The sequence below is a fragment of the Pseudomonas putida genome (assembly GCF_002741075.1).
Classification (GTDB): domain Bacteria; phylum Pseudomonadota; class Gammaproteobacteria; order Pseudomonadales; family Pseudomonadaceae; genus Aquipseudomonas; species Aquipseudomonas putida_T.
In genome coordinates this window covers 1,544,117-1,559,168 of the sequence record NZ_CP016634.1, presented here as the reverse complement: position 1 = coordinate 1,559,168, position 15,052 = coordinate 1,544,117, and the positions used below count along the sequence as shown (strand labels likewise).

Genomic DNA, 15,052 nt, shown 5'->3' with positions numbered 1-15,052 from the left:
TCGTTAGGTCTGCAGAAGGCTGCACCCATGAAGTCAACCTCCAAGCCCGCCGTCGCCTCGCCTCAGAATCCGGCGTTGAGCCCGAGCCACCTGGACTTTCCGGTGGTCGGCATCGGCGCTTCGGCGGGCGGGCTCGAGGCGATCTGCACCTTCTTCAAGCAAATGCCCGCCGATTGCGACATGGCCTTCGTGGTGGTGCTGCACCTGTCGGCGGACCACCAGAGCGTCGCCGACCGCATCATCCAGGAAACCACTGCCATGCCGGTGCTGCAGGTCAGCGAACCGGTGCCGATCGAGCGCAATCATGTCTATGTGATTTCCCCGGCCAACCGCTTGTCCACCAACGATGGCTACCTGCGCGTCAGCCCGGCCAACCGTCGCCGGGGTGACCATGTGGCGATCGACCTGTTTTTCCGCGACCTGGCCGATGTGCACAAGGACCATGCGTTCTGCGTGGTCCTCTCCGGGACCGGCGCCGACGGCGCGGTGGGCCTGTCGCGGATCAAGGAGCAAGGCGGCGTGACTTTGGTCCAGTCTCCCGACGACGCCCTCTATGACAGTATGCCGCGGGCGGCCCTGGCGACCGGCATGGTCGATGCCGTGCTGCCGGTGGCCGAGATGCCGCAAAAGCTCATGGAGCTGTGGCACAACGCCCGCCAGGTCAGGCTGCCGACCATCGAGGACGACACCCTACCGCCGGCGCTGGGCAGCCGCAGCGGCGACCCCGCCCAGGCCGAACCACTGCTCGATGAAATCCTTCTGCTGCTGCGCACCAATACCGGCCATGACTTCCAGCACTACAAGCGCGCCACCGTGCTGCGGCGCATCGAGCGGCGCCTGCACGTCACCGGGCAGCCCGACCTGGGCGCCTACCAACGTTACCTGGAGCAGCACCCGGCAGAATCCACCGAGCTGCTGGCCGATATGCTGATCGGCGTGACCAATTTCTTCCGCGACCGCGAAGCTTTCGAGGCACTGGAGCGTCATGTACTGCCTGAGCTGGTCAGTGATGGCGAAAGCGGCGACGGGCCGAGCGAAGTGCGCGTCTGGTCGGCCGGTTGCTCGACCGGCGAAGAGGCGTACAGCCTGGCCATGCTCGTGTGCGAGCAACTGGCACTGGAGCGGCGCGCGGCGAAGGTCCAGGTGTTTGCCACCGACCTGGATGAACGGGCCATCGGTACCGCCCGTACCGGCCTCTACCCGGAGGCGATCGTCACCGACGTACCGCCGGCCCGACTGCGCCAGTTCTTCATCAAGGAAGACCAGCACTACCGGGTGCGCAAGGAAATCCGCGAGAAGGTGCTGTTCGCCCGGCACAACCTGCTGTCCGATCCGCCATTCTCGCAGATCGACCTGATCGTCTGTCGCAACCTGCTGATCTACCTGGATCGCGAGGTGCAACGCGACATCCTGCAGATGTTCCACTTCGCCCTGCGCCCGGGCGGGCACCTGTTCCTGGGCACCTCCGAATCGGTGGATGTGGCCAGCGAGCTGTTCATCCCGGTGGACAAGCGCAACCGTATCTTTCGCGCCAGCCCCGCCAGCCCTGCTATCCGCGCCTCCGGCCGCCTGCTGCCCGGCGCGGAAGTGTCCTCGACCTTGCAGGACAGCCAGATCAAGCTACGTCCCGGTCGCAAGATTTCCTATGCCGAGGTGCACCATCGCGCCCTGGCCACGCGGACCCCGCCCAGCCTCATTGTCGATGGTGACGGCAATATCCTGCACATGAGCGATGGCGTCGGCCGCTTCCTGCACCTGGTCGGCGGCGAGCCCAGCCGCAACTTGATCAACCTGGTCCTGCCACAGCTGCGCCTGGCTCTGCGCAGTACGTTGTTCCAAGCACGCCAGGGCACCCAGGCGGTGACCTCGCGCCCGGTCGAGCTGGGCGAGATGCAGGTTGAGATCGCGGTGCACCCGCACAAGGACGAACCCAGCGGCAGCGAATGCCTGCTGGTGGTGTTCGAGGAACGCGTGCCCGACCCATCCCTGTTGCCCACCAGTGGCATCCGTCAGACCGACAGCATGGTGCTGAACAACCTGGAGCGCGAACTGCAGCGCACCCGCCTGCAGTTGCAGGAAACCATCGAGCAATCGGAAATCTCCAGCGAAGAGCTGACCGCCTCCAACGAAGAAATGCAGGCGATCAACGAAGAGCTGCGTTCGGCCAGCGAGGAGCTTGAGACCAGCAAGGAAGAACTGCAGTCGATCAATGAAGAGCTGCTGACGGTCAACTACGAGCTCAAGAACAAGGTCGAGGAAACCGACAAGGTCAACGACTACCTGAGCAACCTGATTGCCTCGACCGCCATCGCCACGGTGTTCGTCGATCGCAACCTGTGCATCCGCTGGTTCACCCCTCGCGCCGCCGATATCTTCAACATCCTGCCCGTGGACACCGGCCGCTCGTTGCTCGACATCACCCACCGGCTGGACTACCCGGAGCTGGCCGACGACGCCCGTGCCGTGGCCCAGGGCACCCCCTCCATCGAGCGCGAGGTGTGCGGCGAGAACCAGCACTGGTACCTGGCCCGCCTGCTGCCCTACCGCGCCAGCGAGCAGAAGATCGATGGTACGGTGCTCACCTTCATCGACATCAGCAAGGGCCGCGCCGCCGAGGAACGTCTGCGAGTGGGCGAAGAGCGTATGCGCCTGGTGGCCGAGAGTACCCACGACTTCGCCATCATCCTGCTCGACGAACACGGGGTGATCACCGACTGGAACACCGGCGCCACGCTGATCTTCGGCCACGCCAAGGACGAAGTGATCGGCCGCCACTACGAGCTGATCTTCACCGAGCAAGACCGCGCCAACGGCGTGCCCAGCCGAGAGCTGCGCGCCGCCCGCCTCAACGGTCGCGGCCAGGACGAGCGCTGGCACGTGCGCAAGGATGGCAGCCGCTTCTTCTGCAGTGGCGAGGTCTCCCTGCTCAAAGGCAGCAGTTTGCGCGGCTACGTCAAGATCGCCCGTGACCTGACCGGGCACAAGCGCCTGCACGAAGAGCAGAGCAAGCAGTTGGCCGAGTCCCAGAGCAGCAGCCACATGAAGGACGAGTTCTTCGCCATCATGTCGCATGAGCTCAAGCACCCGCTCAATCTGATCCAACTCAACGCCGAGATCCTGCGCCGCCTGCCTTCGGTCAAGACCATCAGCGCAGCCAGCAAGGCGGTAGGCACCATCTGCGAAGCGGTCGCCAGCCAGGCGCGCATCATCGATGACTTGCTCGATGTGGCGCGTATCCGCACCGGCAAGCTCAAGCTCAAGACCGAACCTGTGAACCTGTGCACCATCCTGCGTGACATCCATGCCGTGGTGCGTAGCGAGCAGCACCCGCTCGACGTGGTCCTGGAGTTGCCGGCCAACGACAAGGCGCTGTTCATCGAAGGGGACATCACCCGCCTCGAGCAGATCATCTGGAACCTGCTCAACAATGCCCTGAAGTTCAGCCCGGCCGGTAGCGAGATCCGTCTGGTGCTGACCAGTCAGGGCGAACAGGCACTGCTGCAGGTGATCGACCAGGGCTTGGGCTTGAGCGAGGAAAGCCTGGAGAACATCTTCGACCTGTTCACCCAGGCCGCCCCACCAGTCACCAGCCACAGCCGCGAAGGCCTGGGGATCGGCCTGTCACTGGTACGCCAGCTGGTGCTGGCCCATGGCGGCGGCGTGCATGCCAGCTCCCCAGGGTTAGGCAAAGGCTGCACCTTCACTGTCCGCCTGCCACTGTGCCACTTCAACCCCCAACTGCCGCACACTGCGGGCGAACAGCAGGGGGCACCGCGCCTGGACAATATCCGTGTGCTGTTGGTGGACGATTCCGCAGATGTGCTAGAAATCATGCAGCAGTTGCTGGAGATGGAAGGTGCGCAGGTCAGCGCCTTCCATGACCCACGCACCGCGCTGAAGGCCGCGGCTGACGGGCAGTACGACATCATTCTCTCGGACATTGGCATGCCGGTCATGGATGGCCATGCACTGATCAAGGCACTGCGCGAGCATGCGCATCTGAAGGACATTCCCGCAATCGCCCTGACCGGCTACGGTGCCAGCGCCGATCAGTACAAATCGCGCCAGTCCGGGTTCGACCGTCATCTGAACAAACCGGTGGCCTATGACGAGCTGGTGGAGGCGATCGAAGCCCTGAGCGGCTCGCAACCCTACTGACCGCTCATCCTGACGGGGACAACTTCCAGCTGGCACCAATGGCCCAATTCAGTAGGAATACTGGATTTTGCCTGGAGCCCGCATGAAGCCCGTCAAGCACCGCGCCACCGTGATCTGCCGCCATGGCAGGAAAACCCGCAAATGGCTATGGGTGAGAAAGCCCAAGGCCGCGTGGACACTGCCCGGTGGCAAGATCGAGCCAGGCGAGACCCCCGTCGAGGCTGCCGAGCGCGAGCTGTTGGAGGAAACCGGGCTCAAGGCGCGGGCGCTGACCTTCCTGATGCGCTATGAGTCGCCCGAGCGGGTGCATTACGTCTTCGAAGCCGAGTTCGCCGACGCGCCCCGGCCCGAGGCCAGCCATGAAATCGCCGACTGCTGCTTCGCGCACCTGGACCGGGTGTCCGAGCTCAAAGATGACATCAGGCTGCTGATCCAGTCGCTGCTTGCCTGTGACCAGTGCGTGGCCGACTCCGTGCGCTGAAGCTTGACCGTTTTTCGGCGGTGCCCTTTTCGCGGGTAAACCCCCACAGGTACCGCGGTGATATCCAAAACACCGAGAATCCTGTGGGGGTTTACCCGCGAAAAAGGCACATCAGCCTGACTCAGGCATGCACACTGTGCTGGCTAACATCGGCCTCGATCGGCATCTCGTCGATGGCATCGATCATGCCGCAGGCCAGCGCCTCATTGGCGCTCAGGATGCGCGGATAGGCCATCAAGTAACGCGGCACATCCAGCACTTCACTGGCGCCCTTGGTCCGTTCGGCCACGATCTGGGCATACAGGCGCAGGTCGTAATCCAGGCTCATGGCATATTCAGCCATGCGTGAATGGTCCACCGAACCGTGCAACGTCCAGTGAAATGGATGGAACAGGAACTTGCTCAACACGCACGCGGTACGCCGCTCGCCGGCCAAGAACAGGATATTGCCCATCGACTCCACCGTGCCCAGGTTGTGGGTATGCACCGGTACCGGCAACGAGCGCAGGAAGTTGTACAGCGTGAAACCGTAGCTGCACTCCCCGCCCATGGTCGCGATGTTGATCTGCAGAATCTCGGCGCCCTGTTGCAGGGCGCGGGTGCAGGTGCTGATCAGGTTGCCGCAGGTGGATGAATTGATGGGGCCTGTGAAGTGGATGATATGTCTGGCCATGCTTGCCTCCAAAGTTGGCGAAATCAGTCCAGTGAAGCGGGCAGACGGTCAGTCGGACTCGTCGGTGGCGGCCGGTGGCAGGTCGTCGCAGCCCTCGCCTATCTGCTGGTACTGCTTGCGCAGGGCGTGCAGCTGGACCGGGTCCATGTGCTCCAGATCCAGCAGCGCCTTGTGTGCCTTGTGCGTGGTACGCAGCAGTTCGTCGATCTTTATGTGCAAGACATCGTTGTCGCGGTTCTGGGTGTTCTGGATCAGGAACACCATGAGGAAGGTGATGATGGTGGTCGAGGTATTGATCACCAGTTGCCAGGTGTCGTTGAAGTCGAACAGCGGCCCGCTCACGGCCCAGGCCAGAATCAACAACAACGCAATGCCAAAGGTCAGCGGGCGGCCGGCCCACTTGGCCAGCCATTGGGCGAATCGATCGAATTTCATGCCGGCGGTCCTCCTCTGCTGCCGGCATCAGCCCGGCAGCTTGTCCTCGCCGGGCAGGCCCTGCAAATCAGGGTCGTCGGGCATGACCTCAGGGTCATCCTCGGGCTGCTCGCGGGCCTGGGGAAGCTCGTTCAGTTCGTCGAACTCGGTGTCGGTGTTCATGGGGCCGCTCCTCTGACAGTACCGGGTGGACAAAATCGACCCCGGCATGCGGTGGAATCGCCCAGCGCGGCAAAGTTCAAAAACGATGGCGCCGGCCCCGGTCAGAGGCCCAGCGAACGCCCCTTGGCTTGATGGTCGGTAAGCCACCGCTCCAGCGCTGGCGCCGGCATCGGTCGCCCGAGCAAAAAGCCCTGGCCCTGGTCGCAACCGACGTTGCGCAGGAAGTCGTACTGCGCCTGGGTCTCGATCCCCTCGGCGGTGATCCGAAAGCCCAAGGCGTGGCCCAGGTCGATGATGCCCCGGGCCACTGCTTCGGCGTCGTCATCGCCGGGCAGGTCCTTGATGAACGCACGATCGATCTTCAGGTGATCGATCGGCAGTGCCCGCAGATAGGCCAGCGACGAATAGCCCGTGCCAAAGTCATCCACCGCCGTGACCACCCCCATAGCCTGCAGTTGAGCCAGCACCGCGCAGGCCTGTTGCTGGCTTTCCATCAGCAGGCTTTCGGTGATCTCCACCTCCAGCAAGCTTGCCGGCAGGTCGTAACGGGCCAAGGCCCTGGCCAGGCTGGCGACATAGTCGCTGCGCTCGATCTGCAACGCCGCCACGTTGATCGCCAGCGGTCCAGGCAGACAGTCCGCCGCGCGCCAGGCCGCCAGTTGAGCGCAGGCCAGCTCCAGCACCCGTTCGCCGAGGGGAATGATCAGCCCGGTGCGCTCGGCCAAGGGGATGAACTCGCCCGGGGAGACCAGCCCATGGTCGGGGTCGCGCCAGCGCACCAGCGCCTCGACCCCTTCCAGGCGACCGCTGAACAGGTCCAGCTTGGGTTGGTACCACAGCTCGAACTCATCGTATTCCAATGCCCGGCGCAGGTTACGTTCCAGCTCCAGGCGCAGTTGCAGGCGCTCGGTCATCTCCGAATGGTACGGACGCCAGCCGTTACGGCCACCCTCCTTGGCAGCGTACATCGCCGTGTCGGCGTGGCGCAGCAGGCTGTCGGCATCCTCGCCATGCTGCGGGCATCGGGCCACACCGATGCTGCCGGTGACCAACGCAGCATTGCCGTTGAGATCGAACGGCCGCTGCAGACACCGCAGCAAAGCCTGTACCTGGAGATTGACCTGGCCCTGGCTGCCCTGAAGCATGAACACGAATTCATCACCGCCCAGGCGACAGACCCGATCGGCGCTGTGGAGCTCCTGCAGAAAACGCGCCGTCGCCTGCTGCAGCAGCAGATCGCCCATTGGGTGGCCCAGGCTGTCGTTGACCTGCTTGAAGCCATCGATGTCCAGGATCAACACCGCCAGGCCGTGGCCGTGTGCGATCGCTTCGGCCAACTGACGCCTGAACAGCACCCGGTTGGGCAGGCCGGTGATGGTGTCGTAGTGAGCCAGACGTTCGAGCTGCGCCTGAGACTGGCGCAGCTCGCGGTTGCGCTGCTTGAGCAGGCGTTGGTTGCCATCGAGCTGGGCGACGAACAGGCTGAACAGCCCGGTGCAGACCAACGCGAACATGAACAGGGGCGACGTGAACAGGCCCAACTGCGGCCAGCCGCCGCGAGGGGCGGCAACCAATTGCCAGTGACCGCCTGGCACGTTCACCGCCTGGCTGAGCAGCGGGTTGTCGAACAGGTGCGCATCGCCCCATATCATCGCGCCTTGGGCCCCCTTGTCATCGGAGCCCCGTACCGCGATCTGGAAATCCATGTCCGGCCTGAGACCCGCTGCCCACAACAAGCGATCGATATCGGCGACGATCGACACATTGCCCCAGTAGAACTTCACACCGCGCTTGCCACTGACGAACACCGGTCGGCGATAGATCAGCGCCCGTCCACCCTGGTACAGCTGAACAGGGCCAGCCAGCACCGGCTGACCTTGCTCGCGGGCCGACTGCAGCATCGGATACTGGTCGGGCAAGTGGCGATAGTCCAGGCCAATGATCGCCAGGTTGCCTTCCCGCGGGGACACATCACCAATCACATCGTCCTGGGCCAGAGCAATGTGATGCATGTAGGGCACCGACTCGAGCGCGTCCTGGGCCATGCCATGAAAATGTTCAGGACTGATCCGCCCATCGGTGGCGATCAGCTGGGCAATGCCTTCGGCTTCGCCGAAGGCGGTACGCAACTGGGCTTCCAGGGCACCGCGCACACCGGACAGACGCGCCGAGATGTTGGCGATCTGCTCGCTTTCCTTGCGCTGGTTGTCCAAATGCCCAAGCACCACCGACAGGCCGATGCCGACCACGGCGAAACCGACCGGTAACAGGCGATGGAGGGTGCGCCGCAGTGCGCAATTGGCAGGCGAGGCCTGTTCATCGAGGGGAAGGGGAAGTGTCTTCATGAGCAGCGATCGAATTCGATTGATCCTGTATCGGCGTGCCGGCAGCAAATTTGAGCCACACTGGTGTTTTTCTGCGACAGGGTGCATGCTCACAAGCTGAAGCGTTTCACCAAGCCAAAAACAACGTGAGGTGCCGTACCGATGGATCCTTTGCTCGATTCGCTGTTTCCTGCTGCCGACGACATTCCCGAAGCCTGGCGCCTGGGCGCTCCGCTGGAGCAGCGCGACTATCTGGTAGGTGGCGAGCTGCGCCGCTGGGACGGCCCGTTGGCCACCGTGCGCAGCCCGGTCTGGCTCAAGGAAGGCGATGGCGAGCGCCAGGTGATCCTGGGCAGTGCGCCCCTGCTCGACGCCGACACCGCCCTCACCGCCCTGGACGCTGCGGTACAGGCCTACGACAAAGGGCGTGGCACCTGGCCGACGATGCGCGTGGCCGAGCGCATCCAGCATGTCGAGACCTTCCTGGCGCGCATGCGCGAGCAACGCACGGCGGTGGTCAAACTGCTGATGTGGGAAATCGGCAAGAACCTCAAGGATTCGGAAAAGGAATTCGACCGCACCTGCGACTACATCGTCGACACCGTCAACGCCCTCAAGGACCTGGACCGGCGCTCCAGTCGCTTCGAGCTTGAGCAAGGCACCCTCGGCCAGATCCGTCGCGCGCCGTTGGGCGTGGCCCTGTGCATGGGCCCCTACAACTACCCACTCAACGAGACCTTCACCACGCTGATCCCGGCGTTGATCATGGGCAATACCGTGGTGTTCAAGCCTGCCAAGTTCGGCGTGCTGCTGATCCGCCCGCTTCTGGAGGCGTTCCGCGACAGCTTCCCACCGGGGGTGATCAACGTCATCTATGGCCGTGGTCGCGAGACGGTCAGCGCCTTGATGGCCAGCGGCAAGATCGACGTGTTCGCCTTCATCGGTACCCACAAGGCCGCCAGCGACCTCAAGAAACTGCACCCGCGCCCACACCGGCTGCGCGCGGCCCTGGGCCTGGACGCAAAGAACCCCGGCATCGTCCTGCCCCAGGTGGACCTGGACAACGCCGTCGAAGAGGCCGTGACCGGCGCCCTGTCGTTCAACGGCCAGCGTTGCACCGCACTCAAGATCCTGTTCGTCCATGAGGATGTGGTCGAGCCGTTCCTGGACAAGTTCCAGCGCAAGCTCGCCGCCCTCAAACCCGGCATGCCCTGGGAGCCTGGGGTGGCCCTGACGCCGCTGCCGGAGCCCGGCAAGATCGACTACCTCGACGCCCTGGTAGCCGACGCCACCGACAAGGGCGCGCAGGTGCTCAACGAAAGCGGCGGACTCAGCCGCGGCTCGTTCTTCTATCCCGCCCTGCTCTACCCAGTCAGCGCCGACATGCGCGTCTATCACGAAGAACAGTTCGGCCCCTTGGTGCCCGTGGTGCCCTACCGCGACCTGCAAACGGTGATCGACTACGTGCTCGACTCCGACTACGGCCAGCAGCTGAGCCTGTTCGGCAACGACCCGCAGACCATCGGCGTGCTGGTGGACACCTTCGCCAACCAGGTCGGGCGCATCAACCTCAACGCCCAGTGCCAGCGCGGGCCTGACACCTACCCGTTCAACGGCCGCAAGAACAGCGCCGAGGGCACGCTGTCGGTGCACGATGCGCTGCGCGTGTTCTCCATTCGTACCTTGGTGGCGACCAAGTTCCAGCACGCCAACAAGGAACTGATCAGCGAGATCATCCGCAACCGTCAGTCGAGCTTCCTGACCACCGATTACATCTTCTAAGCACCACGCTTATAAAGAATCGATCTAACGATCTTGTCGATTTTCCACCTGCGCAATCGACTCTAAGCAACAGGGCGCCACCCGGCGCCCCCATGCATAGGAGAGTCGAACATGGCAGTCAAACCTATTCCCGAAGGCCAGCACAGCATTACCCCGTACCTGGCCATCAACGATGCCGCCAAGGCCATCGAGTTCTACAAGAAGGCCTTTGGCGCTGTCGAAATGTTCCGCCTGGACGCCCCGGGTGGGCGCGTCGGCCATGCCGAACTGAAGATTGGCGATTCCTCCGTGATGCTCGGCGACCCCTGCGATATGGAAGGCGGCCTGACCGCCAGCCAGAAGCTTGCCGGTGCAGCTGTGGGCCTGCATTTGTATGTGGAAGACTGCGACAAGGTCTACGCCCAGGCCCTTGCCGCCGGCGCTACCCAGGTATACGAGGTGAAGGACCAGTTCTATGGCGACCGCAGCGGCACGCTGAAAGACCCGTTCGGCAACATGTGGTTCGTCTCTACCCACAAGGAAGACCTCACCCCGGAAGAAATCCGCGACCGCGCCGCCAAGATGTTCGGCGGCAGTTGAGCGACACGTTGAAAGCGGCGCGACTTTGCTTGAAGCTTGGGGCTCGTAGCTTGGAGCTGCTTCATGCGAATCATCGACAAAAGCGCCGCGCCTGTGCGCAGCCTGACCCCGGCCGAAGAGGAACTGCTGGTCGGTTTTGCCGCCGGCACCCTCGCCGGGCCCCGTCTGCTGCAGGCCAACCAATGGCTGATGAAGGTGCGCAGCGCCAATCAGTGGCTGGCCTGCGATTGCCGGCGGGACGCCTTGCCAGTGCTCAATGTCACCCTCAACGGCAACACCGGCACCCTGTTTTTGCGTAACAACCCGGACACCCCCGAGCATGCCCCGGGCTGCCCGTTCACCAAAGTCGAGCGCGAAGCCGGCGAACGCACCGAGCAGGCCACACAACCTGCTGCGTGGCTCGCGCCCGATACCCCGCTGCGCCTGCTGGGCGATTACCACACGGTTGGCGAAGGTGGCCCAGCCGGCGCCGGTGCATCCACGGAGCGCCGCGAACAGCAGCGTTTGCTGTCTTTACTGCTGACCTGGATGGAAGCCAGCGGGCTCAACGTCTATGCCACGCACCTGAAAAAAGACCTTACCGCCCAATTCGCCGACCTGCGCGGCGTGGCCGCCCGCTACCCGTTGGTTGAGCGCGTACCGGCGAGCAACTACCTGGAAACCCGCCTGGACATGAAGCACATGATGATGCTCAAGTCCCGCCTGCGCGAAGCCACGGCATTCGGCAACCATCGCCGCCATGGGCTGTTGCTCGACTGCGTCGACCAGATCAAGGGGCGTAAAGTCTTCAGCGCCCGTACCGAAGACGGCTTCGACTTCCAGGGGCATCATCTGTACTGGGACGGCGGTAAGACCCACGGGCCATTGCTGGCCCTGATGCTCTATTCGCCGACTACCGCCGGCAGCCATTTCTACGAACTCATCCACGTGGCGAGCGTCCCGGTGCTGTCACGCGGGCACCTGTTCCCGGTGTACCGCGATGAAGAGCGAGAGCCGCTCAAGGCCTTGGTGTCGTTGATCGACTGGATGGCGAGCAAGGGTGTCAAGGTGTTGATGCGCCGGCCGGTGATTGGCGGCCAGCTGATGGACGAACTGGTGCTGACCTCGGATCAGGACCGGGTGCTGTCGGTATCGCTGCTCGAACAACCGATCGGACCTGAACCTGACACCGAGAACTTCAAACGCTACGCCGACTTCAAGAGCCTGGAGACCTTCCGCAAGTTCGTCGCCGGCTTCTTCATGCGTGAGCGCTGAAGTCAGCGCCGCCCTCTTCGCGGGTAAACCCGCTCCCACAGGTTCACCGTTGCCCTGAAGCACAGCGCGGCTCCTGTGAGAGGTTCACCGTTGCCCTGAAGCACAGCGCGGTTCCTGTGGGAGCGGGTTTACCCGCGAAAACGTCAGTACAGACGCCCCAAGACTTGGCCTAGAACGCCGCCTTGAAGATCGCCTCGATTTCCGCCTGGCTCGCCGGGCGCGGGTTGGTCAGCCCGCAGGCATCTTTCAAGGCATTGGCCGCCAGCAACGGCACATCCTCGACCTTCGCCCCCAGTTCTGCCAGCCCCGCCGGAATCCCGATCGCCGCAGCCAGGTGCTCGATGGCCGAAATCGCCGCGCCCGCGCCCTGCTCGGCATCCAGCGCACACACCTTCACGCCCATGGCCTTGGCCACATCGCGCAGCCGTGCAGCGCTGACCTTGGCATTGAAGCGCTGCACATGGGGCAGCAACACCGCATTGCACACCCCATGAGGCAAGTCGTAGAAGCCGCCCAGTTGGTGCGCCATGGCGTGCACGTACCCCAGCGAAGCGTTGTTGAAGGCCATGCCGGCGAGGAACTGGGCATAGGCCATGTTCTCCCGCGCCTTGAGGTCGCTGCCATCGGCCACGGCCTGACGCAGGTTGTCGCTGATCAGGGTGATGGCCTTGAGCGCGCAGGCATCGGTGATGGGCGTGGCCGCCGTGGACACATAGGCCTCGATGGCATGGGTCAGGGCATCCATGCCCGTGGCGGCGGTGAGGCTTTGCGGCATGCCGACCATCAATGCCGGGTCGTTAACTGACAAAATCGGCGTTACGTTACGGTCGACGATGGCCATTTTCACGTGGCGCGTCTCGTCGGTGATGATGCAGAACCGGGTCATCTCGCTGGCCGTACCGGCAGTGGTGTTGATCGCGATCAATGGCAATTGCGGCTTGCTGGAGCGGTCGACCCCTTCGTAGTCACTGATGTGTCCGCCGTTGGTGGCGCACAAGGCGATGCCCTTGGCGCAGTCATGGGGCGAGCCGCCGCCCAGGGAAACCACGCAGTCGCACCGCGCCTGGCGCAGCATGGCCAGCCCCGCCTCGACGTTGGCGATGCTCGGGTTGGGCTTGGCACCGTCGAACACCACCGAGTCGATGTCGCGCATGGCCAACATGCCCGCGATGCGTTCGGCGACCCCGGCCTTGACCAGCCCCGGGTCGGTGACGATCAGCGCCTTGCGTAGGCCAAAGCCTGCAATGGCAGCCATCGCCTCCTCCAGGCAGTCGATACCCATGATGTTGACGGCAGGAATGAAGAACGTGCTGCTCATGGCCGAATCCTCGCGAAAAGTCTGTGTGCCTTCGAGGATCCGCCTGATTGCGGTCAGGGGTGTTGATCCAGCGCAAGGCCACGCCTACATGGGCAACAGGGAACCTGTAGGTGCTGGCGAAGCCTGCGAAGGGCCGCGCAACGGCCCCTGGTTGAACAGCGTGCGAGCGCCTTACCCCAAGAACAACCGATACGCCGGGTTCTCGGTTTCATCCCAGTAGCGATAGCCCATGTCATCCAACGCTTGGGGCAACCCCGGCAGTTCATCGCCCGGCACTTCGAGCGCGGCGAACACCCGCGCCTCGGCCGCACCATGGTTGCGGTAATGGAACAGGCTGATGTTCCAGCGCTTGCCCAGCCGCTCGAGAAAGCCCAGCAACGCCCCGGGCCGCTCAGGAAACTCGAACCGCAGCACGCGCTCATCCGCCCCAGGCGCGGCATGGCCACCCACCGTATGGCGCACGTGCAGCTTGGCCAGTTCGTTATCGGTCAGGTCCAGCACGTTGTAGCCCTGCTCGCGCAGGCTGGCCAGCAAATGCTCGCGCGGGTCGTGCTGGGGGTGGGTCTGTACGCCCACGAACAGCCGCGCCTCCTTGCCCGGGAAGTAGCGGTAGTTGAACTCGGTGATCTGGCGCTTGCCCAGCGCCTGGCAGAAGGCCCGGAAGCTGCCGGGGCGCTCGGGGATGGTCACGGCGATGATCGCCTCGCGCTGCTCACCCAGTTCGGCGCGCTCGGCCACATGGCGCAGGCGGTCGAAATTGACATTGGCGCCGGAGTCGATGGCCACCAGGGTCTGGCCCTGGACGCCTTCGCGGGCCACGTATTTCTTGATCCCGGCCACCGCCAGCGCACCGGACGGCTCGGTGATCGAGCGGGTATCGTCGTAGATGTCCTTGATGGCCGCGCACAGCTCGTCGCTGCTGACCGTCACCACCTCGTCGACAAAATGGCGGCACAGCTCGAAGCAATGGGCGCCGACCTGCGCCACCGCCACGCCATCGGCGAAAGTGCCTACCTGCGGCAGGATTACCCGCTCGCCCGCAGCCAGGGCGGCCTGCAGGCAATTGGAGTCCTCAGGCTCGACCCCGATCACCTTCACCTGCGGACGCAGGTATTTGACGTACGCCGCGATGCCCGCAACCAGACCACCACCGCCCACGGGGACGAAGATCGCATCCAGGGCACCAGGTTGCTGGCGCAGGATTTCCATGGCCACGGTGCCCTGGCCGGCGATCACGTCCGGGTCGTCGAATGGCGGCACGAAGGTCGCACCGTCACTGTCGGCCAGTTGCAGGGCATGGGCCAGGGCATGAGGGAAACTTTCGCCGTGCAGCACGACGTGGCCCCCCCGCGAGCGCACACCCTGGACCTTGAGTTCCGGGGTGGTGGTGGGCATGACGATGGTGGCCTGCATGCCCAGGCGCGAGGCGGCCAGCGCCACGCCTTGGGCATGGTTGCCCGCCGAGGCGGTGATCACACCACGCTCGCGCTGGGCCGGGGTCAGGCGCGATAAACGGGTATAGGCCCCGCGGATCTTGAAGGAGAACGTCGGCTGCAGGTCTTCGCGCTTGAGCAGCACCTGGTTGCCCAGGGTGGCAGACAGCGCAGGTGCCCGTTGCAGAGGTGTTTCGATGGCCAGGTCGTACACCGGGGCGCTGAGAATGCGGCGCACCTGCTCCGAGAGCAGTTGCGCGGGCGAGACGGGGGTACGAGGGCTGACGCTGAGGTTGGTCATCGATGACTCCTGGTGTTTTCAAGGGCCCAAGAGTCGGAAAGAAAAAACCCGCCTCCAGGGCGGGTTCGGTGCACGTACGCGCTAGCCCGCCAATCCGATAATGGCGGTAATAATGCTGATGGCGTGACGCTGCAGGTATGGGTTCATGGGGT

General features: G+C 64.0%; 11 protein-coding genes. 5 read left to right on the top strand and 6 right to left on the bottom strand.

What is annotated here, in order from left to right:
• Positions 1-27: 27 nt before the first annotated feature.
• Positions 28-4,158: a CheR family methyltransferase gene (locus IEC33019_RS07305; protein ID WP_099593237.1), complete on the top strand. Its 4,131-nt coding sequence runs from the start codon at positions 28-30 to the stop codon at positions 4,156-4,158.
• Positions 4,159-4,240: 82 nt separating this feature from the next.
• Positions 4,241-4,639, top strand: coding sequence for an NUDIX domain-containing protein (locus IEC33019_RS07300; RefSeq protein ID WP_070090918.1), 399 nt, complete (start codon positions 4,241-4,243; stop codon positions 4,637-4,639).
• Between the two features lie 121 nt (positions 4,640-4,760).
• Here the strand turns inward: IEC33019_RS07300 and IEC33019_RS07295 are convergent, their stop codons facing one another.
• The 4 genes from IEC33019_RS07295 to IEC33019_RS07285 form a co-directional block, all read right to left on the bottom strand.
• Entirely contained in the window at positions 4,761-5,312 is a 552-nt protein-coding gene (locus IEC33019_RS07295) for an ATP-dependent Clp protease proteolytic subunit (RefSeq protein ID WP_070090919.1), read from the bottom strand.
• 48 nt (positions 5,313-5,360) lie between these two features.
• Positions 5,361-5,747, bottom strand: a complete 387-nt coding sequence (locus IEC33019_RS07290; protein ID WP_070090920.1) for a low affinity iron permease family protein — start codon at positions 5,745-5,747, stop codon at positions 5,361-5,363.
• A 27-nt stretch (positions 5,748-5,774) separates the two neighbouring features.
• Positions 5,775-5,909, bottom strand: coding sequence for a hypothetical protein (locus tag IEC33019_RS27970; protein ID WP_256814758.1), 135 nt, complete (start codon positions 5,907-5,909; stop codon positions 5,775-5,777).
• A 101-nt stretch (positions 5,910-6,010) separates the two neighbouring features.
• Positions 6,011-8,254 carry a putative bifunctional diguanylate cyclase/phosphodiesterase gene (locus IEC33019_RS07285; RefSeq protein WP_070090921.1) on the bottom strand — a complete coding sequence of 748 codons (2,244 nt, stop codon included), beginning with the start codon at positions 8,252-8,254 and terminating at the stop codon, positions 6,011-6,013.
• Positions 8,255-8,395: 141 nt separating this feature from the next.
• Between IEC33019_RS07285 and IEC33019_RS07280 the strand changes: the two genes are divergently transcribed.
• The 3 genes from IEC33019_RS07280 to IEC33019_RS07270 all read left to right on the top strand — a co-directional run bounded on the left by IEC33019_RS07280 (position 8,396) and on the right by IEC33019_RS07270 (position 11,848).
• A complete protein-coding gene (locus IEC33019_RS07280; protein ID WP_070090922.1) occupies positions 8,396-10,015 on the top strand; it encodes an NADP-dependent glyceraldehyde-3-phosphate dehydrogenase in 1,620 nt (539 codons plus the stop codon).
• Positions 10,016-10,126: 111 nt separating this feature from the next.
• Positions 10,127-10,594 (top strand): VOC family protein, encoded by a 468-nt coding sequence (locus IEC33019_RS07275; RefSeq protein ID WP_099593235.1) that lies wholly within the window; start codon positions 10,127-10,129, stop codon positions 10,592-10,594.
• A 63-nt stretch (positions 10,595-10,657) separates the two neighbouring features.
• Positions 10,658-11,848 (top strand): hypothetical protein, encoded by a 1,191-nt coding sequence (locus IEC33019_RS07270; RefSeq protein ID WP_070090924.1) that lies wholly within the window; start codon positions 10,658-10,660, stop codon positions 11,846-11,848.
• A gap of 169 nt (positions 11,849-12,017) precedes the next feature.
• On the opposite strand, the gene yiaY is transcribed toward IEC33019_RS07270, so the two are convergent.
• Together yiaY and ilvA are read right to left on the bottom strand one after the other, a co-directional pair.
• Positions 12,018-13,166 carry an L-threonine dehydrogenase gene (gene yiaY, locus IEC33019_RS07265; protein ID WP_070090925.1) on the bottom strand — a complete coding sequence of 383 codons (1,149 nt, stop codon included), beginning with the start codon at positions 13,164-13,166 and terminating at the stop codon, positions 12,018-12,020.
• Between the two features lie 171 nt (positions 13,167-13,337).
• Positions 13,338-14,900 carry a threonine ammonia-lyase, biosynthetic gene (gene ilvA / locus IEC33019_RS07260; RefSeq protein ID WP_070090926.1) on the bottom strand — a complete coding sequence of 521 codons (1,563 nt, stop codon included), beginning with the start codon at positions 14,898-14,900 and terminating at the stop codon, positions 13,338-13,340.
• Positions 14,901-15,052 lie beyond the last annotated feature (152 nt).